Annotated in this window: 20 protein-coding genes and 1 tRNA gene; 13 read left to right on the forward strand and 8 right to left on the reverse strand. The window is 66.6% G+C overall.

Annotation, left to right across the window (positions count from 1 at the left end):
* The first annotated feature begins 53 nt into the window (after positions 1 to 53).
* The 5 genes from KVY00_RS14555 (at position 54) to KVY00_RS14575 (ending at position 4,154) form a co-directional block, all read left to right on the forward strand.
* Complete coding sequence (locus KVY00_RS14555; RefSeq protein WP_223043584.1) at positions 54 to 1,661, forward strand: amino acid permease; 1,608 nt, start codon at positions 54 to 56, stop codon at positions 1,659 to 1,661.
* A complete protein-coding gene (locus KVY00_RS14560) occupies positions 1,658 to 2,590 on the forward strand; it encodes a universal stress protein (protein ID WP_223043585.1) in 933 nt (310 codons plus the stop codon). The genes KVY00_RS14555 and KVY00_RS14560 overlap by 4 nt, the downstream gene beginning before the upstream one ends.
* Positions 2,591 to 2,921: 331 nt before the next feature.
* Positions 2,922 to 3,386: a hypothetical protein gene (locus KVY00_RS14565; protein ID WP_223043586.1), complete on the forward strand. Its 465-nt coding sequence runs from the start codon at positions 2,922 to 2,924 to the stop codon at positions 3,384 to 3,386.
* A 133-nt stretch (positions 3,387 to 3,519) separates the two neighbouring features.
* Positions 3,520 to 3,594: transfer RNA gene (locus tag KVY00_RS14570), tRNA-Gln, on the forward strand.
* Positions 3,595 to 3,692: 98 nt separating this feature from the next.
* Positions 3,693 to 4,154 (forward strand): SIP domain-containing protein, encoded by a 462-nt coding sequence (locus KVY00_RS14575; RefSeq protein ID WP_255572665.1) that lies wholly within the window; start codon positions 3,693 to 3,695, stop codon positions 4,152 to 4,154.
* A gap of 64 nt (positions 4,155 to 4,218) precedes the next feature.
* Here KVY00_RS14575 and KVY00_RS14580 read toward each other — a convergent pair whose 3' ends face one another.
* Positions 4,219 to 4,710: a Dps family protein gene (locus KVY00_RS14580; RefSeq protein ID WP_223045343.1), complete on the reverse strand. Its 492-nt coding sequence runs from the start codon at positions 4,708 to 4,710 to the stop codon at positions 4,219 to 4,221.
* Between the two features lie 423 nt (positions 4,711 to 5,133).
* Between KVY00_RS14580 and KVY00_RS14585 the strand changes: the two genes are divergently transcribed.
* The gene (locus KVY00_RS14585) at positions 5,134 to 5,319 is read left to right on the forward strand and encodes a YciI family protein (protein ID WP_223043588.1); all 186 of its coding nucleotides are present in this window, start codon (positions 5,134 to 5,136) and stop codon (positions 5,317 to 5,319) included.
* 88 nt (positions 5,320 to 5,407) lie between these two features.
* Positions 5,408 to 6,031: an SIMPL domain-containing protein gene (locus tag KVY00_RS14590; RefSeq protein ID WP_223043589.1), complete on the forward strand. Its 624-nt coding sequence runs from the start codon at positions 5,408 to 5,410 to the stop codon at positions 6,029 to 6,031.
* A gap of 4 nt (positions 6,032 to 6,035) precedes the next feature.
* Here the strand turns inward: KVY00_RS14590 and KVY00_RS14595 are convergent, their stop codons facing one another.
* The gene (locus tag KVY00_RS14595; RefSeq protein WP_223043590.1) at positions 6,036 to 12,524 is read right to left on the reverse strand and encodes a DUF3320 domain-containing protein; all 6,489 of its coding nucleotides are present in this window, start codon (positions 12,522 to 12,524) and stop codon (positions 6,036 to 6,038) included.
* 235 nt (positions 12,525 to 12,759) lie between these two features.
* On the opposite strand from KVY00_RS14595, the gene KVY00_RS14600 reads away from it, so the two are divergent.
* Positions 12,760 to 13,992: an exonuclease domain-containing protein gene (locus KVY00_RS14600; RefSeq protein WP_223043591.1), complete on the forward strand. Its 1,233-nt coding sequence runs from the start codon at positions 12,760 to 12,762 to the stop codon at positions 13,990 to 13,992.
* A 134-nt stretch (positions 13,993 to 14,126) separates the two neighbouring features.
* Here KVY00_RS14600 and KVY00_RS14605 read toward each other — a convergent pair whose 3' ends face one another.
* Positions 14,127 to 14,462, reverse strand: coding sequence for a DUF4342 domain-containing protein (locus KVY00_RS14605; RefSeq protein ID WP_223043592.1), 336 nt, complete (start codon positions 14,460 to 14,462; stop codon positions 14,127 to 14,129).
* 147 nt (positions 14,463 to 14,609) lie between these two features.
* On the opposite strand from KVY00_RS14605, the gene KVY00_RS14610 reads away from it, so the two are divergent.
* Both KVY00_RS14610 and KVY00_RS14615 read left to right on the forward strand, forming a co-directional pair.
* Positions 14,610 to 15,689, forward strand: coding sequence for an AI-2E family transporter (locus KVY00_RS14610; protein ID WP_223043593.1), 1,080 nt, complete (start codon positions 14,610 to 14,612; stop codon positions 15,687 to 15,689).
* Between the two features lie 132 nt (positions 15,690 to 15,821).
* A complete protein-coding gene (locus tag KVY00_RS14615; RefSeq protein WP_223043594.1) occupies positions 15,822 to 16,733 on the forward strand; it encodes a class II glutamine amidotransferase in 912 nt (303 codons plus the stop codon).
* Here the strand turns inward: KVY00_RS14615 and KVY00_RS14620 are convergent.
* Entirely contained in the window at positions 16,703 to 18,211 is a 1,509-nt protein-coding gene (locus tag KVY00_RS14620; RefSeq protein WP_223043595.1) for an LLM class flavin-dependent oxidoreductase, read from the reverse strand. The genes KVY00_RS14615 and KVY00_RS14620 overlap by 31 nt on opposite strands.
* 117 nt (positions 18,212 to 18,328) lie before the next feature.
* On the reverse strand, positions 18,329 to 19,198 hold the full coding sequence (locus tag KVY00_RS14625) for a hypothetical protein (RefSeq protein WP_223043596.1): 870 nt from the start codon (positions 19,196 to 19,198) through the stop codon (positions 18,329 to 18,331).
* 81 nt (positions 19,199 to 19,279) lie between these two features.
* On the opposite strand from KVY00_RS14625, the gene KVY00_RS14630 reads away from it, so the two are divergent.
* From KVY00_RS14630 to KVY00_RS14640, 3 genes are all read left to right on the forward strand, one after another.
* On the forward strand, positions 19,280 to 19,903 hold the full coding sequence (locus tag KVY00_RS14630; protein ID WP_223043597.1) for a DUF488 domain-containing protein: 624 nt from the start codon (positions 19,280 to 19,282) through the stop codon (positions 19,901 to 19,903).
* Between the two features lie 4 nt (positions 19,904 to 19,907).
* A complete protein-coding gene (locus KVY00_RS14635) occupies positions 19,908 to 20,789 on the forward strand; it encodes a helix-turn-helix domain-containing protein (protein WP_223043598.1) in 882 nt (293 codons plus the stop codon).
* A gap of 89 nt (positions 20,790 to 20,878) precedes the next feature.
* Positions 20,879 to 21,799, forward strand: a complete 921-nt coding sequence (locus KVY00_RS14640; RefSeq protein ID WP_223043599.1) for an alpha/beta hydrolase — start codon at positions 20,879 to 20,881, stop codon at positions 21,797 to 21,799.
* Between the two features lie 246 nt (positions 21,800 to 22,045).
* Here the strand turns inward: KVY00_RS14640 and KVY00_RS14645 are convergent, their stop codons facing one another.
* Genes KVY00_RS14645 through KVY00_RS14650 form a run of 3 tightly spaced genes read right to left on the reverse strand, consistent with a single transcriptional unit; the run spans position 22,046 to position 23,114 of the window.
* Positions 22,046 to 22,264: a PLDc N-terminal domain-containing protein gene (locus KVY00_RS14645; protein ID WP_223043600.1), complete on the reverse strand. Its 219-nt coding sequence runs from the start codon at positions 22,262 to 22,264 to the stop codon at positions 22,046 to 22,048.
* 42 nt (positions 22,265 to 22,306) lie between these two features.
* Positions 22,307 to 22,432 carry a hypothetical protein gene (locus tag KVY00_RS15610; RefSeq protein WP_255572667.1) on the reverse strand — a complete coding sequence of 42 codons (126 nt, stop codon included), beginning with the start codon at positions 22,430 to 22,432 and terminating at the stop codon, positions 22,307 to 22,309.
* Positions 22,416 to 23,114, reverse strand: coding sequence for an esterase/lipase family protein (locus KVY00_RS14650; protein WP_223043601.1), 699 nt, complete (start codon positions 23,112 to 23,114; stop codon positions 22,416 to 22,418). The genes KVY00_RS15610 and KVY00_RS14650 overlap by 17 nt, the downstream gene beginning before the upstream one ends.
* Positions 23,115 to 23,116: the final 2 nt, after the last annotated feature.

The following is a 23,116-nucleotide window of genomic DNA, read 5'->3' on the forward strand; positions in this document are numbered from 1 at the left end:
CCGGGCCGCCCGGCCCGACCGCCCCCTGATACGACGAAGACGTCTGGAGAATCATGTCCACACCGCAAACGCTGCGACAGCAGCTCTTCCGTGTGAAGCCTGTGCCGCGCGACGGCGGTGAGGGCGGCAGCAAGCTGAAGCGCAGCATCGGCCTCTTCCAGCTGACGCTCATCGGCGTCGGCGGCACGATCGGCACCGGTATCTTCTTCATCCTCTCCGAGGCGGTGCCGATCGCGGGTCCCGCGGTGATCTGGTCGTTCATCATCGCGGCCACGGTCGCGGGCCTCTCGGCGCTGTGCTACGCCGAGCTCGCGAGCAGCGTGCCGGTGTCGGGATCCTCCTACTCCTACGCCTACAGCACCCTGGGCGAGCTGCCGGCGATGGGCGTCGCGGCCTGTCTGCTGCTGGAGTACGGCGTCTCGACAGCCGCGGTGGCGGTCGGCTGGTCGCAGTACGTGAACCAGCTGATGGGCAACCTGTTCGGCTTCCAGCTGCCGCAGGCGCTGTCGGCGGCCCCCGAAGAGGGCGGCGTCATCAACCTGCCGGCCGTGATCCTGATCGCGATGTGCGCCTTCCTGCTGGTCCGCGGCACGTCCCACTCGGTCGTAGCGAACACCATCATGGTGCTCATCAAGATCGCCGTGCTGCTGTTCTTCGTGGCCGTCGGCATCACCGGTTGGAACGCGAACAACTTCGCCGACTTCGCACCCTTCGGCTTCAGCGGCGTGATGACCGGCGCGGGGCTCATCTTCTTCTCGTTCGTCGGCCTCGACGCCGTCGCGACCGCGGGCGACGAGGCGAAGAACCCTCGCCGCAACCTGCCGATCGCGCTTGTCGCGGCCCTCGTCGTGGTGACCACAATGTACGTGCTGGTCGCGGTGGCGGCGCTGGGTGCGCAGCCCACCTCCGAGTTCGAGGGGCAGTCGGCGGGGCTCTCGCAGATCCTCGAGAACATCATCGGGGCGAGCTGGCCCGGCACCCTCGTCGCAGCGGGCGCGGTGATCTCGATCTTCAGCGTGACGCTCGTGGTGCTCTACGGCCAGACGCGCATCCTGTTCGCGATGTCGCGCGACGGCATGGCGCCCAAGATCTTCCAGAAGGTCAACCCGCGCACGATGACCCCGATCGCGAACACCATCATCGTGTCGGTGATCGTCGCGATCCTCGCGGGTGTGCTGCCCATCAACTTCCTCGCCGAGATGACCTCGATCGGTACGCTCGCCGCGTTCACGGTCGTATCGATCGCGGTGATGGTGCTGCGCAAGCGCGAACCCGATCTCGAGCGCAAGTTCCGCGTACCGCTGTACCCCGTGATCCCGATCCTGTCGATCATCGGCTGCCTCTGGATCATCAAGGATCTCCGCCCCATCACCATCTTCGTCTTCCTCGGGTGGACCCTGGTCGTGCTCGTGTGGTGGTGGTTCACCGGCCGCAAGAACTCGGTGCTCGGCGAGCAGCTGAAGACCGGTCTGATCCGTCTGGTCGGCCCGGGTCGCTACCGCGAGGGCGACGCCGAGCGCGCGGCCGAGCACCTCGAGACCGGCACGCTCCGGATCCCCGACGTGACCGAGGGCGACCCCGTGGTGAGCGCGGGTGAGCCGGGTTCCGCGGGCGGCTCGGGATCCTCGTCCTCCGACGGCGGCACCGGGAGCCGACGATGAGTGTCGTCGTCGGCGTCGCTCCCGGGCACTGCTCGCACGCGGCGGTGAGCCTCGCGGTGCTGCTCGCGCGCTCATCGGATCTGCCCCTCGCGGTCGTTTCCGTGAACGCCGCCGGTTGGCCGCCGCAGCGCCCGCTCAGCGGCGTCGACGGAGAGTACCAGCGCTTCGTGCGCGAGCAGGCGGAGGCCGCGCTCGACGAGGCACGAGAGCTCGTGCCCGACGATATCGATGCGAGCTACCGCGTGCATGACGCGTCGAGCGCGCGCCGGGGCCTGCTCGAGGCCTGCGAGCAGATCGGGGCGGAGCGCCTGGTCGTGGGTGCGAAAGACGACGGCGCCGATGGCGAGGTGGTGGTCGGCTCGGTCGTGACCGGGCTGCTGCAGAGCGCGCATCTTCCCGTGGCCATCGCTCCCCACGGCTTCTCTGCCGCGCCGGGAGCCACGCTCGAGCGGGTGACGGCCGCCTACAGCGGTTCGGAGACCTCGGCGGAGCTGGTGCTGGGGGCGGCCGCGATCGCCGCCGAGGCGGGGGAGGGGATCCGCATCGCGTCCTTCCACACCAGGCCGCGCGCATTCCTCACCGCCAGGGTCGGCAACGACGTGGAAGACGAGATCATCGCCGACTGGGAAGCCAGGATCCGCGAAGACGCGGGGGCGATCCTCGACAGCATCGAGCGGTTCGAGCGGCAGCCGGCATCGGTCGAGGTGGTCGTCGGCTCGGGCGACAGCTGGGGCTCCGCGCTGCGGTCGATCCCCTGGCTCGACGCCGAGGTGCTCGTGGTCGGATCGAGCAGCCTCGGCCCGCTGGCGCGCATCTCGCTCGGCTCGCACGCCGTGAAGATCGTGCGCAACGCGCCGGTGCCGGTGGTTGTCGTGCCGCGGCGGGCCACGGACGAGTACATCGCGCAGGGGCGGCACGCCGGCGGCTGAGTTTCGCTACTGTTCACCCCCGGTCGGCTGACTTTCGCTGCTGCTCAGCCTCCGGTCGGCTGCCTTTCGCTGCTGCTCAGCCTCTCCCAGGTAGGAGATCCGCCCCTGTGCGGGCGCTTCTCCCGGTACTGCACCCGCCTGAAACGGGATCTCCTACTTGGGGCGGGGTTGGGGCGCACAACGTGACCTGCCGCTGCGAAGGGGCGTAGCCGGTTGGGAGCCCGGGTCAGAAGTTCGCTCACAATCGGCGGATCATGGTCTGCCGGATGACTTCTCCACAGATTGGCGGATCTGCGCCCTGGGGTGGTCGGCCAGCGTCCAAGCTGGGTGCATGACTTACGACGAATTCGACCCCGAAGACCCCCGCCTTGACCGCGACCGCGTGCTGGCGACCGACGCAGACCTGCAGGAGGTGATCGAGCTTCTGCTGCAAACCGCGAATCATCGCCAGGTCTGGATCTTCATGCTCGACGAGCAGCAGCGGCCCACCGGCCCCCTGATACCGATGGACGGTTATCCCGATGCTCCCGATGAGTTGGTGGGCACCGACGACCTCGGCCTTGTCCCGTTCCCCCGAGTGTTCGTCGAGCGTGCGGGCGTGATCTGCGAGGCGGTCGGCGGCAGTGCGATCGTGCTGATCTGGGAGCGTCGAGGGCCGGAGAAGTTCACGGCCGATGACCGCGCCTGGGCCCGCGCGCTCGCGCATGAGGCGGGCGAGCACGGGCCGCGGCTGCGCGCCCAGTTCGTGCTGCACAGCACCGGGCTGCGGCAGATCACTCCTGACGACTATGTCTGAGACTCGCCGGGGCGGCACGCGCAGGAGAGCGCGCCCGGGCGGCGTGAGGTACTCACCTGATTTGGACTTCCTCAGCCCGATCGGGTAAAGTTATCTCTCGGTGCTGATCTCCTCGGAGCTCAGATTTCCGCCTTGGGATATGGTGTAATTGGCAACACTACGGTTTCTGGTACCGTCATTCTAGGTTCGAGTCCTGGTATCCCAGCCACAGAAAACCCCGGCTTGAGCCGGGGTTTTCGCGTACACCGGGTACGATTGCTCGGCAGAATCTGAGAATTCGTCAGACGAAGCGTGAAATTACGTACAATGAACGGTGTGAGCGCCACTGACCACGCCGACGAGAACAGCACGTCGGACTTCATCTTCATCTGCCCGAGCTACCTCGAGTGCGTGCTCGCGGCGGGTGACGCGAGCGACATCGAATCCCTGAGCGACTGGTGCGCGGACCTTCCGCGCAAGAGCTACGGGCGCGTGTTCATCGAGGTCAAGACGGCGGAGCAGATCCAGCCTTTTGCCGCGCCTCCCGGGGTCGGGATCACCTGGCTCGTGCAGGAGTCGCGCGCGGCTCTGACGGGGGAGTTGCTCATGAACGCCGTCGACGCCTGGCTCGACGAGTGGGTGCGCGGCGACCCGCTGAGCGGCCGCTACGTGCACCTGTGGACCGGCGCCCGTGACAGCCACGAGGCTACCGAGCAGTGGGGCCGCATCCGGTCCGAACTCGCCGAGATCTGGACCGCCGCGGTCGAGTACCGCGAGCAGCGGGCGTAGCACTCGCGCGGCGGATCCGGGTCGGAAAATCGTCCCGATCCGGACCCGCGCACGTCGACCCGGCTCAGACCGTCAGGTGCGAGGCGAGGAACCAGCGATCCTTGTCGAGCTGCTGCGCCAGCGCGATCACGATGTCCTGGCTTGTAGGGTCGATGTCTTCGAGCCCCGAGATCGCGGCGTAGATCGTGACGAGTGCTGCGTCGAGCTGCGACACGACGTCGCGGATCGTGTCGTCCGACTGCTGGAATCCCTGCTTCGCCTCGGGCAGGCTGGCCTTCTTCGCGACGGTGCCGATGCGGGCGTCGACGGGCAGGCCGAGGGCGACGATGCGCTCCGCGACCTCGTCGGCGCCGTCCTGCGCATGCTCGACGACCTCGTCCAGGAACTCGTGCACGCCGATGAAGTTCGCGCCGCGCACGTGCCAGTGCGCCTGCTTGCCGTCGACCGCCAGAGCGACGAGGTCGTGTACCACGGGCGCGAGGTAGTGCTCGACTCCCGCGGCTCGGTCGATATCCTGCTTCGCCACGACGACTGACTGCTTCTTGGTCTGAACCATGATGATGCTCGCCCCTTCGTTCATCCTGTCGGACTGTTTCGTTCCGATGCTGTCTACTGTGACCCGGATCGGTGCGATCCGCAAGCAAGGCAAGACAAGCCTTATCGCCCGGTGAACCGTGGGAAGTGGCAGCGGGCAGGGGCGACCGAGGGCCGCGATCACGTAGGGCCTGATCACGCTGATCGTCACGGTCGGCGGCGATCCGGATCCTGCCCGCCCCTAGCCCTCACGCAGCTGCCCGGTGACAATGGGGAAGACAGGGGAGGAAGCGAGAGGATCATGGCCACATTCATCACGATCGGGTACGGGGATCAGGCCGGATACGACGGCACCGATCCCGAGGTCCGCAACCGCGCCCACGAGCACGATGCGGTGCTGCGCAGTTGAAGCGTCGTCATGGGCGTCGCCGGGGAGCCTGTGCAGGTGCGCAATCACGACGGCACCGGGGTTCGCACGACCGGCGGCGCGTTCCTGCGGTCCGAGCTGCCCATCGCGGGATTCGCGATCATCGAGGCGAGCAGCCTGGAGGAGGCGATCGAGATGGTCTCGGGGACGCCGTGCGCCGTCGCACAGGGCGTCGTCGAGGTGTGGCCCCTCGAGGTGCCCTGATCCCGATCCGGATCCCGATCCGGCAATCGCCGAGGGCGGAGGCCGTGCCGACGGATGCGCGGGCCTCGCCCCCTGCTAGCGTGATGCCATGACGACGATCCACGCCACGGGCACGGCCGAGACGCACGTGCTCGCCGAACGCGCCACGATCACCGCGCTCATCTCCGTGACGTCACGCGACCGCTCCGGCAGTATCGACGCGGCGACCCGCCTGCACAACTGGCTCGTGCAGCGGGCCGAGCAGCTGCGGGCGAGCGGCGACGCGACCTGGCACTCCGCCGATCCCATCACCACCTGGAGTTACAAGAGCTACGCCGAGGGGAAGCCGAAGCAGGTCGTCTTTGAGCACCGCACCTCGAGCCGTGTGCGTGTGAAGCTGTCGAACCTGTCGCTCGTGAGCGCGCTCGTCACCGAGCTCGCCGAGGCCGGGGTGACCACCGACGTCGACTGGTCCCTGACCGAGAACACCCGCCGCGTCTACGAGCGCCGCATGCGCAAGGCCGCCGTCGAATCCGCTCGCGAGGTCGCGAACGACTACGCCGGGGCGCTCGGCCAGCGCATCGAGAGCGTCGTCAGCATCTCCGACGCGCCCGTCGGCGGCACCCCGATGGCGGCGTTCGCGCGATCCGCCGCAGCCGCCGGGGCGTCCGAGGTGACCGTCGCCGAGATCACCGTGAGTGCGACCGTGAGCGGGGTGTACGAGGCGGAGTGAGGGGTCAGTCAGCGGTGCGCCAGACGGTACCAACGCGCCGCAGACGTCCGGAGTCTTCCCCTAGCGCCAGTGCGGCTTCGAGCCGTCTCGCGATTCCGCTAGTGATTCTCTTGCCCCCGAAGAGAGCAAGAGCCTCACGCTGGATGGCCTCCGTCTCCATTCCTCCCGAAAGCTCCGAGACGATCGCCATCGCATTCGCTATCTCTTCCAGCGGTACCGAATCGATCTCGCGTCGTAGTTCGCCGCCGGTATGACGGGCTGTTGTATATGTCTTCGGATCGATTTCGGCGGGCCAGATGAACTCGGCGTTCTCGCTGCGGGGCAGGTCGCTCGGAACGCACGCGAGAATGCTGGAGACGCGACCGCTCGCAACGCGTGAAAGCCCAAAACTCTCCCCGACGAGCTTGGCCAACCGCTGGGCGTGGACGGGCCCTTCTGCGGCGACGGCCGAGCGGATGACCTCCCGAACCTGTCTGGCAGCATCCATACGAGGCAGCGCGTCGAGAACATCGACTCCTCCTCCGGCGGTGCCGGTCCACGGCACAAAAGGCGTCAACCGCTCGTGCTGTATTCTAGTAGACGGCAACTCCATGATCGCGGACCGTCGATCCGGGGCACTGGTCGGGCTTGGAGCCGGATCCAGATCCGCTCCATGGCGCAGCGAAGACCGTAAAGTCGTCTCTCGGGAGATCTCGGGGTGCCCCTGGTCCGTTGCCGGAGCTTGTCCTGCTTCTTCACCCAACGGGAAGGGGTCAGAGGACACTTGACGTTCTAAGGTTCGACTCACGGCCGCGGCCAATCGATCCAGCGTCGTCTCGCGATCCTGCAGCCATTCCGGCAGCCACACGCGCTCCACGGCGGGCCAGCGCATAAGATTCTCAAGCACTTCCACCGGCAGGCCGTCGCGATCTGCGACGGTGCGTCGCGAGCGCCAGGACTCGCCGTCGAGCAGGACAGCGAGGAGCTGCCGTTCGGGCTCCTCGGCCGTTGCGACGCTGATGTCGATGCGGAAATCCGAGAGGCCGAGGTCGGTTTGTACGGCGAAGCCTCGTAGTCGCAGTTCCGCGGCGATCTCATCTCGATGACGATCGGTGAGCGGCTGCACCGAGGCGTCGAGGCTCGAACCGCGTATGCCTGCGTCCGCGAGTTCCATATACGCCTTCAGATGTTTGATGCCCACAGAGAGGGTATTCTCCGTGCGTAGATCTCCGGGATCGAAGCTCGAATACAGCACGACCTGACGACGCGCGCGGGTGATGGCGACGTTGAGTCGCCGCTCCCCGCCCGCTCGAGTCAGCGGACCGAAGTTCAACGGCACCACCCCGCGGTCGTTCTTGCTGAAGGCCACGGAGAACAGGATCGTATCGCGTTCATCGCCCTGCACATTCTCGAGATTCTTGACGAACAGACCATCCCGTTCGTCAAGTGCAGCGGCGAGGCGCTCATCGTGATGATCTCGCAACATGGTCTCGATGAGTACCCGTTGCTGCGCGTTGAACGTGATGATGCCGAGAGAAGGGCTCTCCGCAGGGTTCCGAGCGAACCGACGGGCGACCTCATCGACGATTGCCTGTGCCTCGATCTGGTTCGTCCGCAGCAGCTTGCCCTTTCCGCTCCTATTGAAATGGCCGTCGACACGGACCAGGGAGATGCCGTGGCTCGCGGAGTGAGACGGGCTCGGCGGAGCCGGGAAGGAGGACAGACGACTGTCGTAGTAGGTGTGGTTGCTGAACGAGATGAGCGTTTCGTCCTGACTGCGGTAGTGCCATGACAACCATTTCTGAGGCACGCGCGCCTGGACGCACTCGGTGAGGATCGACTCCTCGTCGACGACGGTTTCACCATCCTCGACTTGTGAGTCTCCCTCGTGAATCTGGGGCTCGGCGAAGTTCGTCGGGGGCATCTGACGGCTGTCACCGACGACGACGACCGAGCGTCCACGCCCCATCGCGCCCACGGAGTCTGCGACTCGAATCTGCGAGGCCTCATCGAAGACCACGATGTCGAACATGTCCGACTTGGCTGGGAAGAAACGTGCGACGGACTCGGGGCTCATCAGCACGCACGGAGAGATCTGGAGGATGATCGATTCGAAGTGTTCGAAGAGGGCACGAATGCTCATGCCTCCGCGTTTACGTCCGAGTTGGCGTTTGAGCTCGCCCATGGCCCCGCCGTTGTAGCGGGGATCCACCCGACGCTGAGCGACGATCTGTTGCGGGATCCAACGCGGAAGCTCCTCACGAATCGCGCTGCTGCTCCGCGTGAACCTCGTAATGGATCGGTTGTGCGACGCAGCGTCGAAGGCGGTGAGCCCTTCGGCCTCCTCTCGTTCTTCGATGGTTGATGCAGCGAGTCCGCGGTCGAAGGCAAGTGCGGCATCGTCGGCAGACATCATGCCCGTTTTCAGGATCTCGTGGGCCTCACTCAGGCCTTCCTGCCGGATCGGCTCGAGCTGCTGGAGGAAGTCGAGCCATCGCTGCAAGGAGATCGGCGCGTCCGCATCGAGGCGGCGCTGTCCGCGGGTTGCGGCCCAGGTGTTGACGAGTCCACGACCGGCACTCCACGCTGCCAGGGCTCCGTCCCGGTCGTTCGCTCCCGCCAATGCATCCAGACGACGCCACGCAGCGGCGTAGTTGCTCAGGGCCTCCGCCAGATTCAGGTCGACCGATGACCCTGCATAGGAGTTCCGGAGCTCGACGCGCAACGGCTCGGAGAAGGGGCCGTTCCGCGTCAGTATGGGAATGAGCCACTTCAGCCAGTCGAGGGTTGCGAGCGCCGGCTGCGCTCCAGGGTCGAGGTGGGGGTTCCAGTCTGCGTGCACGAGCGGGAATGGCAGGCTCATCGCAAGTCGGACGAGATCGTCGATGGCGTATGCGGTCTGGGCGATCTCGAAAGTGAGCTGCGAGACCGCCTTCGGGTGCACGCTGCGTGGGTCAACGCGAAGGGCCTCGCCGAACTCTCGCAGCACTGCGCGCTGGCGCTTCTTCCTGCCGAATATCCCGGAACCATCGGCTGCCATCGCGTGAGCGTGTATCTCCTGCACGTTGCTGCTCAAGCACTCGACGCCCACGGATGCGCTCCATGCTGGCAGAGACTCGGCGATCTGTGCGAATCGTCGACGAAGCTCGGCGAAATCTCCTGAATCGATTCTCGGGCGGACAGCATCGATCGCTTCGAGGGAGAACCGAGGCGCGCGACAGAGGTTTGCCCAGGCCTCGATCTGCTCCGGAGCTTCGATTAGGTGCAGGGTCGCCTGGTCGACACCAGCGTTGATCAGATCTCCCAACGTCCGATCGAATTCACGCGCGGCGGCGTAGATGTCTTCGGCAGACCGCGTGGTTGCGGAGAAGTCGATGAATCCCCAGGGGTGCACAGGGGCGGGTTTCGCGAGATCAGCGGTCTCGGGCAGACTGCGCAGCGAGGCCCGGATTCGTTCCGCCACCGTTTTATCGGCGCGCCGGATGAATGCCACGGGGACGGGAAGCGATGGTGTGTCGTCTTCGGAAGCGAGGAGGCGATCTCGCGCGCTGTAGAGCGACAATCCGAACGCGTTGGGTTTGTGCAACCGCTCGGCGTATCGGCGCAACGAGGAGGCGCTCGACTGGTTCGTCTCGCGGTTGGTAGATAGACGAGCCTCGTCGACGATGAAGGCCGCCTCCAGCGCGGCGGATATCTGTGCTCGCACAGCGGTGGGGCGTGCACCCTTATCGTGCAGGTCCAAACTGAGCTGACCGAGTCCGACGGCCTCGAGACGCTGTTTCACCACATCGAGCGCAGCGCGTTTCTCGGCGACGAAGAGCACGCGCTTGCCCTGAGCGATGGAATGCGCCAGCAGATTGGTGATCGTCTGGGACTTGCCCGTGCCGGGGGGTCCCTCAAGCACGAAGGTGCGTCCGGCAGCTGCTTCGACCACGGCGTCAGCCTGTGAGGAGTCGGCCGACACGGGGAGCTCGGTGATGACGGCATCGAGATCGGGGTTCGCCGGGGTGGCCGCGGGGTCACTGAATGTCTCCGTCGGAGAATGCACAAGATGATCGACGAGCGGGTTGGAGGTGAACGCGTCCCAGTTCTCGTCGACGTCTTTCCAGAGCCGAAACTTGGCGAATTGCAGGATCGCCAGTTCAACCGAGTCTTCAACGGTAAAAGGAAGCTTCGCATCGGCGAGGGCGCGGCGAGTCGCCGCCAGTGCTGCGGCCAGGTCGATTCCGGACTCGTCATGCGCAGGATTTGCAAGCCCCGGGATCTCGAGACCGAGCGAGACACGCAGCTTCTCGAGCAGGCAGTAGTTCGGAGTGGATTCCCCTGCATCGTCGAGGCTGATGCGGTAGCCCTGGCCGCGAGCGGAACTCGTTAACATGACCGGAACGAGGATCAGAGGAGAACGCAGCTCTCGACCTGCCAAGTCCCACCGCAGCATGCCGAGCGCCAGATAGAGATTGTTCGCGCCGGTCTCCTCGACGATCGTTCGTGCCTTGTAGGCCAGGGCCCTCAGTCGGCTCGAGTACGCCTCCTCGCGCAGATCGATGAAGACCTGCTTGCGCTCGTCGAGCATGACGGCCAGGGCCGTTTCCGGCAGCTCCCGTCCGGATCGGATGCCGCGTGAACGGTCGATCTCGGGAATCCGGTCCGAGGGCACGAGGGTAACCGCTGCTCCCGAGTTGATGAGATCCTCGAAGTCCCCGAGCTTCGGCTGCGGTACCTCGAGAGCGTGCCCTGCCCGGCCCGAGTAATTGATCAAACGGTTGCGGAGGCTGAGATCGAGGAGCGCGTTCTTCCACTGCACCACGCGGGTCGGAAGCCGACGTTGGGTGTTCCCGTCGCTCGACGAGACCTCCGGTAGATATTCGAGAGCAGGGGAGCTCGCAGCGATGCGATACTCTCTGACGACCAACTCTCCGGAGTCATTGAAGGAACGGCTCGGGAGCGGATGGATACCGGACAGCCTGGCTTGCTGAATATCGGTGACGCCATCGAAATGACTCGCCCCCTTGGACAAATGCTCGAGCATGGGTCGTCGTGCAGCGGTCTCGAAGCTCTCTCCGAGCGGAACGGATGTGGTCTCGATCAGGCGAAGACTGCCGAGGCCGACATAGTTGATCGCCTCCGAGGCATCGACCTCGGCCGGCGTGTCGAGCGAGCTCTCGTACCTCCAGTAACCCAGGAACACATGTCCGGGGACGAACCACAGCGTGCTGTTGATCCCCATCTCCTCGAGAACGGCGGCGAAGGTGACGGTGGTGTCGAGACAGGTTCCGAGTCGTCCGCAGAGGACTTCCTCGGGTGTACGCACCTTCTGGCCGTTGAGTCCCCAGCTGGCCGGCGGTTCCGCATACCGGATACTTCGCGCCTGCATCGCGTCGTAAACGGCCTTCGCCGCAGCGTCGATGCGTTCGGGGCTTCCCGACTGGTATCCGTCGAGTGCCGAATTCCCCGTGGCTTTGCCGAGCAGCTCGGAGGCTTCGCCGGCAAGCTTCTCGATCTCGGACGCGTTTGGCTGTACGAAGGCGGCGATGAGCTCGAGACCGAGCTGGAGCGGTCTACCGATCCACTGGTTCGAGGCAAGGATGCGCACCGCGTGCTGGTGCTCCGTGATCACCTGGTCGTCGGGCCCGCGCAGCGTGAGACGGAGACTTCCCTCGTGCTGGGTGTCCAACGCCAGCATTCGGGATGAGTCCAAGGTGAAGGCGACGGCCTTCAGGGAGAGGTTGTTCTCCCCGTCGAGGTCGACGAGCAGAACCTTCGGATCCCCGAGAGCGCCCATCGGACTGAGCGCTTCGACTTCGACTGAAGCACCGCGGAGTTCTGCTCCGCGGTAGTTGATGGTGATCTCGTTCACGATGGCGACGCTGCAGTGCGCCAGCGCATAGCTCAGCACATCAACGGCGGATACGTCGAAGCCGGCGACGGACGACGCGGAGGCACCCCGGGGAGCATCGGAACCCTCCGGGTCGGCTGCCGTGGACAGAGGTGCCGCAGGTTCCGCATGCCTCGCGGTCGATGGCTGCATGCTCGCGGGAACCGTCTTCGGAGTCTCCGCGGGTCTTTCGACGAAAGGCTGCATCGCGGTGAGCGCTTCGAGCTTCAAAGCGGCGAGTTTTGCGCCTTGGGTCGCGGCGTTGATCCCGGACAGCAGGAGTGCGGCGGTGTCCAACGCACGGTAGGCCTCCGCCGCTGAGAAAGTCTCATTGTGCGCCCAGCGGTTCCGGACCGTGCGAAGCTCGCTCGCGCAGTTGGAGGTCTGGCGGGCGATGAGGTCCTGGAACGGGTATCCGATGGATCCGAAGCGTTCGGTGATCGCGCGGAGCAACAGGAGCAGGTCGGCGGGGTTGTAGCTTTCGAACCGTCGCCCATTCTGCTCGTCCTTCTCCCGCAGCACTCGCGTCCAATCGGAGACGCCGGGCAGAAGCTGAGAGAAACGCTGAGCGACGATCGGCTGCAGGGCCTCAGCAACGGCGTCGAGTCCCTGCCCGATCAGTACGCGGGTGTCCACCATCCGAGTTCCTCGCCTATCTCAATAGGCGCTCCAAATTTGCGCCTCTGGGGAGTGAGTGTAGTCAATACGACGGACATTCACAGACAAGACCTGACGGTCGAGTGGATCTGGTCGAGATGTTCGACAGATCGCGCATAGGTTATTCTTTTGGTCGAATTGGATCTCCGCACTCAGAATTTTCTACAGAGCGGGTGAGGCGGCGCTGGGAGTGCCTTCGACGAAGGAAGCGTGGAAGATGTCAGGATTCGCGGTGATCGACTTCGAAACCACGGGTTTCATGCCCGAGCGCACTGATCGAGTCGTGGAAGTCGGAGTGGTACTGCTCGATGAGGAGTGTCGCCGAGAGGGAACCTGGACGACGTTGGTGAACCCGAAGCGAGATGTCGGCGCGAGTCATGTGCACGGCATCACAGCAGGTGATGTTCTTGATGCTCCTGAGTTCTCGGAGATCAGCGACCACCTGCTCGGGCTTGTTTCGGGGCGTGCGGTTGTCGCGCACAATGCGAGCTTCGATATGCGCTTTCTGCATCGAGAGCTTCTGCGGGCGGGCTACCGGGTCGATGAGCGCCCGCGGGCGCTGTGCTCGATGAAGTGGTCAGGTCGGCTGCTGGGCGCGGCAAAACTGGATCACTGCTGCGAGGCGCTCGGGATCCCGCTCGATAACGCGCACACGGCGCTCGCGGATGCTGAGGCGACCGGGCAGCTTCTGCTCCAGCTGTTGAAGCTCGGAGGGACACTGCCGGAATGGGAGCATGACTTCTCCGTGGCTCATTCGTTCGGGTGGCCGGCTCCTCGACGACGAGCGTCGGAGACTCGGACCGTCACGAGGCGGGCGGAGAACAGCGCGCATCCGGGTTCGTGGATGGAGGATGTGCTTACCGATGCCTGGATCCCCGGTGCCTCGACGGATGAGGCCGCGTATCTCGTAGCACTCAATAACTCGCTTCTCGACTTCCATGTTTCGACGACCGAGGGGCGTGAACTGGTCGAGATCGCGCGGGTTTCTGGGCTGTCCGGTGTTCGCGTGCTCGAGTTGCATCGTGAACACCTTGAACGGCTCGCGGCGGAAGCCTGGTCGGACGGGACGCTTGCTGATGACGAGCTGCTCGCGCTCTGCAAGTCGGCCGTCTGCTTAGGTCTGACCGCCGCCGATGTGATGGCGGCGCTGGATGCCAATCGAGACGTTCGTACCGCGCCTCGGGAGGCTCTCCTCCAGACCGGAGACCGAGTGGTGTTCACCGGCGCCCTCGTGAAGCCGCGAGAGGCGTGGATTGGTGAGATCGTCGCGGCTGGGCTGGTCACGGGAGGCATCTCCAGGTCGACTCGCGTGGTAGTCGCCGCCGATCCTGATTCGCTCAGCGGCAAGGCGGTGAAAGCACGCGATTACGGCATCCCCGTGATCGATGAGCGAGCCTTCGAGAAGTACTTCGAGGAGTACCTGGAGACTCGACGCCAGATGGTGTTGTGATAGATGCGTCCGCACTGCGGCGCGCTGGAATCTTCACACGAGGTCGGATGCTGACCAGCCGGTCACCATTCGTCTTCCGCTAGCCAGTAACGCTCTACTCGAAGCATTGTCGCCGCACCGCCCGATACCTCCGGCTACTCCGTATCCTCCAACACGTCGGGCTTCGACCCACTCTCGTCCTCCTCCTCTGCTTTCGGCCGCTCCACACCGATCGTGACGCTGGTGGCGAGCGCGGCGACTGCGCCGACCGCGACGAGGATCGGGGCGAGCACGGCGCTCGCGGCGGTGACGGCGACGCCCGCGGTCAGCGGGATCTCGAAGATCGTCTCGCCGTTCTCCCGTTTGATGTAGAGCCTGCGAGCGTTGCCCTCCTCGATGATCTCGCGCACCTTGGCCATGAGCTCGTCGCCCTTGACCTTGAATTCTTCGTACCAGTCGCTGTTGCCGGTGTTGCCGCTGTTCTCGGTCATGAGCGTTCCCTTCTCGATGATTGCGTGGTCGCAGTGTACGGAAGCAACCACCGTATGCGCTGAACTGCGCTTCCGGCCCGCACGGTGTGCATGCCGAGCCGGGTCGACCTCACCTGAGCACGGCGCGCAGCCGCATACAATCGGGAGATGACGAACGGACAAGCTGCGGGGTCGCGGGGCCTCGCCCCCTCCCTGAAGGTGCTGCTCGGACTCGCGGCCGCGGTGATCGTGCTCGTGGGCATGTCGCTCGGCCGCGAGCTCATCGGTCCGCTGGCCGTGGCGGCCGTCATCGTCATCATCTGCAACCCGGTGCGTCGGCCGCTCGAGCGCCTCGGGCTGCCGGGTTGGCTCGCGACGACGGCGGTGATCCTGCTCTCCTGGGCCGTGCTCATCGTGCTCGCCCTGATGCTCGCCTACGCCGGTGTCGAGTTCGCGAACCTCGTCGTCGACTACTACGACGAACTGCGCCAGACGGTGGAGAACGTGCACGCCCTGCTCACGGAACTCGGCCTCGAGACCCAGATCGTGCAGACCGTCACCTCGATATTCACGCCATCGAACATCGTGCGGCTGATCTCGCAGTTCGGATCGGGCACCCTGGCCGTGCTGACCGCCCTGTTCTTCATCTTCGCCTACGCGATCTTCATGTCGGCCGACGCGAGTCGTTTCGGCCGTGCTGCGCGGGAGTTCGGATCCTCCGCGCGATCCGGCATCCGCCGCGTCGCCGCGTTCAACAGCAGCGTGCGCCGCTACTACGTGGTGAACGCGGTGTTCGGCCTCATCGTCGCGGTCATCGACGGTCTCGCCCTGTGGTGGCTCGGCATCCCCGCACCGATCGTGTGGGCGATCCTCGCGTTCGTCACCAACTTCGTGCCCAACATCGGCTTCGTGCTCGGCCTCGTACCGCCGATGATCCTCGCGCTCGTGGTGAGCGGCTGGCCCATGATGATCGGCGTGGTCGTGATCTACTCGGTCGTCAACGTCGTGCTGCAGGTGCTCGTGCAGCCGAAGTTCGTGAGCGACGCGGTCAACCTGTCGCTGACGCTCAGCTTCTTCTCGGTGCTGTTCTGGACCTTCATCATCGGGCCGCTCGGCGCGATCCTCTCGATCCCGCTCACCCTGCTGGTGCGGGCGCTGATCCTCGAGGGCGACCCCGGAGCGACCTGGCTGCGCTGGCTATCGGGAGACGACACCGCGGTACCCGCGGCGGTCGATGGGAAACGCTGAGGCGCTGACGCGCTGAAACGCTGACGCGTTGGGAGGTCGAGGCTGAGAGCCTGAGGCCTCCGCCCCTGTCCGCGCTCCCGCTTTCCGAGTAGCCTCGGAACGTACCGGAGCGGTCTCGCGAAGGGGGAGCTCATGTGCCGTTGGCTCGCGTATCTGGGGTCGGCGATCCCGCTCGAGGACGTGCTCGTGCGGCCCGACCACTCGCTCATCGACCAGAGCCTGCTCGCGCGCGATCTGTACCTGCCCGGCGATCCGAGGGCGTCGCAGTTCCGGGGGAGCGCCTTCCCGACGAACGGCGACGGGTTCGGGATCGCCTGGCGCGGCCGGGCGGGCACCCTGGGGCAGTACCGGCAGATCGACCCGGCCTGGGGCAGCCGGAATCTGCGGCACCTCGCGGCCCAGATCGAATCGGGCTGCTTCCTCGCGCACGTGCGGGCCGCGCCCGGCGGCACGATCGCCGAGCAGAACTGCCACCCGTTCGTGCACGACGGGTGGATGTTCCAGCACAACGGCGAGATCCACGGCTTCTCGTCGCTGAAGCGCGAGCTGACCTTCGCGGTCGACGCGGAGCTCTACCCGTCGATCCTCGGCAACTCCGACTCCGAGGTGTGCTTCTATCTCGCGCTGAGCTACGGGCTGCGCGAGGATCCGGTCGCGGCCCTGAGCCGCATGGTCGGGCGGGTGGAGCGCGCCCGGCGCAAGAACGGGGTGGCCGAGCCGTTCCGTGCGACGATCTGCGCCTCGGACGGTTCGCGGCTCGTCGTGCTGCGGTGGGTGAGCCCTGACGCGCCGGGCGCTGCGGCGCCGACGCTGTTCCACTCGGCGGGCGCCACGATACTGCGCACCGTCGACGGAACGGAGGATCGGCTGCCGGCGGACGCGCAGCTGGTCGTCTCCGAGCCCCTCGAACTGCACTGGAGCAGCCGCACCTGGGCGGAGGTGCCCGTGGGAGCCATCGGGGTGTTCCGTCGCGGCGAGGCGCCCGAGTTCACGGCTCTCGAGCCCGACGCTCCTCAGCCGCGTGGCCGGCCCGTGCCCGCGTAGTCGTCGATCGTCGAGAGCGGCCCGCCGACGCGGTAGCGCGATCCGCGGTGATCGTCGGGCAGCCGGTCGCCGGCGCCGAAGAGCTTCTGACGCAGCGTTCCGGGCGCGTACTCGGTGGGGTACGCGCCGCGGCGCTGCAGCTCGGGCACGACGTGCTCGACCACGTCCTCGAACGTGCCGGGGGTGATGGCGTAGGCGAGGTTGAAGCCGTCGACGCCGGTCTCCGCGACGATCTGCTGCAGCTGGTCGGCCACGGTCGATCCCGAACCCACGACCGTGGCGCCGAGGCCCGCGATCCCGTTCCACTCGACCATGTCGCGCACGGTCCACGCCCGACCCTCGGGGTTGTCGGCCTGGAACGCGGCGACCGTCGACTGGATCGCGTTGCTGCGCACGTTGCCGAGCGGCTCGTCGAGCTCGTGCTGCGAGAGGTCGACGCCCATCCACCCCGACAGGAAGGTGAGAGCGCCCTCGGCGTTGACGTACGACAGGTACTCGCGGTGCTTCGCCTCGGCGAGCTCGTCGGTCTCGTCGGTGATGATCGTGAGCAGCAGGTAGATCTTGGCGGCGTCGGGGGAGCGGCCGGCCTCGACGAGCGCGGCGCGGATCGCATCGACGCTCTGCTTCGCGACCGCCTTCGTGGGCGAGGCGATGAAGATCGCCTCGGCGTTCTGCGCGGCGAAGCGGATGCCCCTGGGTGACGCACCCGCCTGGAAGACGAGCGGGGTGCGCTGCGGGGACGGCTCGGAGAGGTGGATCCCGGGCACCTTGAAGTGCGTGCCGTGGTGACCGATGTGGTGCACCTTGTCGGGCTCGGTGAAGACGCCGCGCTCGCGATCCCGCACCACCGCGTCGTCTTCCCAGGAGCCCTCGAGCAGCTTGTAGATCACCTCGAGGTACTCGTCGGCGTGGTCGTAGCGCTGGTCGTGCTCGAGCTGGTCGTCCTGACCCAGGTTGCGCGCGGCCGAGGGCAGGTAGCCGGTCACCACGTTCCAGCCCACCCGTCCCTTGGTGAGGTGGTCGAGGGTCGAGAGGCGGCGTGCGAACGGCACCGGGTGCTCGAACGCGGTGCCCGCCGTGATCCCGAATCCGACATGCTCGGTGACCGCCGCCATCACCGCGGCCAGCTGCACCGGATCGTTCACGGGCACCTGCGCGCCGTTGCGGATCGCCGCGATGTCGTTGCCGCCGTACACGTCGTAGGTGCCGAGCACGTCGGCGATGAAGATGCTGTCGAACAGGCCGCGCTCGGCGATGCGCGCGAGGTTCGTCCAGTACTCGATGTCCTTGTAGCGCCACGCCTGGTCGTCGGGGTGGCGCCACAGCCCCGAGCTCTGGTGGGCCACGCAGTTCATGTCGAAGGCGTTGAACCGGACCTGCCGGGGCGATGCGGCGGGCGCGGCTGATTCGGCGGGCGCGGCTGATGCTGCGGTTGCTGCGGACACGGGGGGCTCCTTCGGATTCGAGGATCGCCGCATTCGCGGCGCGTTGCCGAGAAAGCTATCCGCGATCGGGGCCCGGGTCACCCTCTGTAACACTCTGTTGCGCGAGATGACGCAGTGTTGCGGGGCCGCCTGTGCGCTGCAGCGATCTGCTCAGGCCGCCTGGACGGGCAGGAAGTCGTCCGCGTCGAGGCCGCCCGTCGGGGATACGAAGATGCGCTTCGTATTGCCGGGATGGGCGGGGTCGAACAGGAGCGGACGACGCTCGCCGACGCCCGGCACCTCGCGCGGCGGAAGCAGCAGGAGGCATTTCACCCAGCGGCTGTTCCCCGCCGAGTCCTCGAACTTCAGGGTCACTGCGGTGGCCGCCCTCGACGCCTCCACCGAGACCGGCGGCGACTTCACCACCTCGGCTTCGACGAGCGAGCCGCTGCGCAGCAGCTCCGCCGCGAGATCGGAGTTGCGGGCGCGGTGCCTGCCCGAGACAAAGCGCATGATCAGGCTCGCGATCCCGAGCAGAGCCAAGCCCCCTGGCAGCCACCACTGCGCGGAATAGAGGATCCACGCGCCGATGCCCCACTGCTCGTTCTCGTGGAAGACGGGGTCGACCGCGGTGCCGACGGCGTCGGGAACGGTCCACATGGTCGTCGCGATCCAGGTTCCCAGCGCGAGCCCGAGCAGTACCAGCGTGAGGGGCCCGACGAACGCGAAGTAGGTCGAGCGGCCCGTGTAGCGGTGATTCCACTTCGAGTACTGGCCGAAGCACAGCATGCTCGCGATGATGCCGAACGGGATGGCGAGCGCTCGCACCGCGACCGGCACCCCCGACTCCCAGTCGCTGAACACGCTGTTGAGCGCCATGATGCGCATCTGATCGAAGAGGCCGCCGATCCCGAACCCCAGAATCGCAATCGCGAGAAATCCGCAGAGTCCGTAGGCCAACGTCGCGGTGCGAGCGGAGGCCGACCCCTTGAAGTCGGCGGTCTTGCGGCGTTCGGACTCCAGGGGGTCGGTGAGACTCATGGATTCGAGTCTATCGAGGGGAGCCGGCGCGGCCCGCGGCGTACCTCGCTAGGGTGAGGTGGGAGGCGGAAGGGGATTCTCATGGCCCATGAATTCTCGGTCGGGGATCGCGTGTCCCTGAGCCCGGAGGCGGATCCGCCGCTCTTCACCGTCGGGCACTCGAACCGCGAGCTCGACGAGTTCATCGGCCTGCTCGAGCAGAGCTCGGTCGAGGCGGTGGTCGACGTGCGCAAGCTGCCCGGCTCCCGGCGCTACCCCTGGTTCGACGCCCCCGTCCTCGAAGCCGCACTCGCCGAGCGCGGGATCGGGTTCTCGCGGATCGAGGCGCTGACCGGCCGCCGTCCGGTGAACCGGGAGGTGCCGTTCGAGGTGAACGCGTGGTGGGAGAACCGCAGCTTCCACAACTACGCCGACCACGCGCTGTCCGAGGGGTTCCGCGACGCGCTGGCTGAGCTGAGGAGCGTCGGATCGCAGCGGCGCACCGCCGTGATGTGCTCGGAGGCCGTGTGGTGGCGATGCCACCGCAGGATCATCGCGGACCACCTGCTCGCCGCCGGCGACGAGGTGCAGCACATCCTCGGCCCCGGCCAGGTGAAACCCGCCGAGCTGAGCGCCGGCGCGGTCGTCGGGGCAGGCGGCGAGGTCACCTATCCGATGGGGGTACTCGCGGCCCCTGCCAAGGGCGGCGAGGGGCGCATACCCTAAGAGCATGGATGTGGCAGCTGCGATCCGGGACTTCCTCATGACGCGTCGTGCGAATGTGACGCCGGAGCAGGTCGGGCTGCCCTCCGCGGGTCGCAGGCGGGTCGCCGGGCTGCGTCGCGAGGAGGTGGCGATGCTCGCCGGCGTGAGTGTCGAGTACTACGTGCAGATCGAACGGGGCAGGCTGGCGGGGGTCTCCGACGACGTGCTCGGAGCGATCGCCCGGGCGCTGCTGCTCGATGACGTCGAGACCTCGCACTTATTCGACCTCGCGCACGCGGCGCGGGATCGGGCGAGCCAGCGCCCACGTGCTCGTGCGGCGCAGCTTCCGCAGGGAGTGCGGCTGCTGATCGATGCGATGACCGGCGTGCCGGCGATGGTGCAGAACTCCCGACTCGACATTCTCGCCACCAACGCGCTCGGCGCCGCCGTCTTCGCGCCGGTGCTCGAGGCTGAGGCGCCGAACATGGCCCGCTTCGTGTTCTTCGACGCCCGAGCGCCCGAGTTCTTCACGGCGTGGGAGTCGATCGCCGACGATGCCGCGGCGATGCTCCGCGTGCACGCCGGCAAGAATCCGTACGACCGCTCCCTCTCGGACCTCGTGGGCGAACTGTCGACCCGCTCCGAGCACTTCGCCCAGCGCTGGGCCAAGCACAATGTGCGGGCGCATCACCGCGGCGTGAAGGCGATCGCGCACCCGACGGCAGGGGAACTGACCCTGGGGTACGAGTCCATGCAGATCCCGGGCCGCGACGAACTCACCCTGCTCAGCTATCTGCCCGAGCCCGGATCCCCGTCCGCGGAGCGGCTCGCCCTGCTCGCGAGCTGGGTCACGGCCGAGCAGAGGGAGACGCAGGCGCAAGGGGAGTACCGGCAGTCCCCCCGATAACCGCCGACTGCCTGCCTCGCTCGAAGCTCCCTAACGTGGAAACCGTTCGGCCAGCACGGGCCGACGATCGACACCCACGAGGAGTGATCATGGAATCCATCACGTTCCCCAACGGCCCCATCGACATGGCTGGCAACCTGTTCAAGCCCGAAGGCTTCGACGCCTCGAAGCGCTACCCGGCCATCGTCACCGTGCACCCAGGCGGCGGGGTCAAGGAGCAGACCGCGGGTCTGTACGCCGAGAAGCTCGCCGCGCGGGGCTACGTGACCCTCGCGTTCGACGCCTCGCACCAGGGCGAGTCGGGCGGTGAGCCCCGCCACCTCGAGGATCCCTACGCCCGCGTCGAGGACGTGCGCGCGGCCGTCGACTACCTGCAGACGCTCGACTTCGTCGACGCCGAGCGGATCGGCGCTCTCGGCGTCTGCGCGGGCGGCGGGTACGCCGTCAACGCCGCGATGACCGATTACCGCATCAAGGCCCTGACGACCGTGAGCGCGGTCAACATCGGCGCCTCGTTCCGCCGCGACTGGTACGGCCAGAACCCCGATTCGGCCGGCGTGCCGACGCTGCAGGCCGTCGCGCAGCAGCGCACCGCCGAGGCGCAGGGCGCCGACATCGCGTACATTCCGTACGTGCCGGTCGAACCCGACGAGAACACGCCCGCAGACATGGTCGAGGCGAACGAGTACTACCTCACGCCGCGCGCCTGCCACGCGAACGCCGGCAACAAGTTCCCGCTGACGCGCAGCGTGTCGCGCATCTTCACCTTCGACGCGTTCCACCTGGTCGAGGATCTGCTGCAGCAGCCGCTGCTCGTCGTCGCCGGCTCGAACGCGGGATCGCTGTGGATGTCGACCGAGCTGCACGGCCGCGCCCGCGTCGCGGGCAAGGAGTTCATGCTCGTCGACGGCGCCACTCACATGGCGCTCTACGACGTGCCCGAGTACGTCGATCCGGTGGCTGCGAAGGCCGCGGAGTTCTTCGGCACGCACCTCGCAGCGGCCGAGTGAGGTCGGCGCGCCCGTCCGTGGGTTTCGAATGACCGAGATTTGAGTCTCGGATCCGGCCACAGACAGGCGCAAAGCGTTGACGGAGGGCCGGCAGCGGCGCTCTCAGCGGACAGACGCAACTACCCCAGATCCGGGATCTCTCCTGAATCTGGGGTAGTTCACGTCATCTGCGTGACACCTTGGGCAGATGCAGCAAGATATCCCCGGCGGGGAACTGCTTTGCCGCGTTCTCGTGGACTTCCTCCGCTACGCCGCCTCGGAGCGCGGCTCGGTTCGCCGCAGAAGGAACCATGCGATAGCGCCAGCAAACGGCACGAGGATGATCAGCAGAAGCCACAAGAGAAACTGGAGTGGCCTCAGCGACGTCCGGAACAGCGACACCATTGCGATCAGCGCGAGCCCGGCTGCGAACATGCAAGCAACGATCATGACGCCGTCAAAGGTAGTCGGAATTAGAGGGTTCATCATCGTTCCTTCCCGTTCAGAACAATACTCGGAACCCGAGGGTCATTCCCAAGCGTTCTTGGTGACCTTGTCGGCTGCGTTGCCCGTGAGTACCTGGATCGCCTGCTTGGTGCTCCAGCTGATCTGGCCCCAGGGGTGGGCACGCCGCGCTTCACGGAGACCTTGCACTTCGCCAATCCGCCGCCCGTCGCACCTCGGCGATCGCGCGCGGGTGGGCGAGGATGCGGAAGTGCCCGCCCGTCTCGACGCGCACGTTGCGCGCGCCGGCGAGCTCGCTGCCCTCGGGAATGTGCGGGTCGAAGCGGGGATAGACCGAGACGATGCGCGTGTTCACCTCGAGCGAGCCGGCGAGCCGCGCGAGCGTCGTATTGTCGGGGGAGAAGGATCGCAGCGTGGCTCCGAGCAGGAAGCGCGCGTAGCGGGATCCGCCGAACGGGGTCGAGATCGCGACCATGCGGCTGACGCGCCGGGCCGACGCCCCGAACGACATGACCTGCTTGCCGATCAGGCCGCCCTTGCTATGCGCGACGATCATCACCCCGCTGAGGTCGTGGGCCTCGAGGTACTCGTCGACGAGGCGCGCTCCCTCGGGCACGGGCATGCGGTTGCTGCGCAGCGGATCCACCACGTGCACCGGATGGCCGCGGCCGTGCAGATCGCGGATCAGCGGCAGCATGAATCGCCAGGGCTCGTAGACGCCGGGGATGACGAGGATCGGAGCGCGCCCGCTCCCGGCGCCGGGTTCGGCGAACGCCCGCGGATCCGCCCGCGAGAAGAACGCGCGCGCCTGCCACCACCCCGCGTAGAGGTAGTCCGCGATCCACCATCCCGCCTGCCGTGCGAGTTTCATGA

This window comes from Leucobacter tenebrionis (assembly GCF_019884725.1).
In the GTDB taxonomy this organism is placed as follows: Bacteria; Actinomycetota; Actinomycetes; order Actinomycetales; family Microbacteriaceae; genus Leucobacter; species Leucobacter tenebrionis.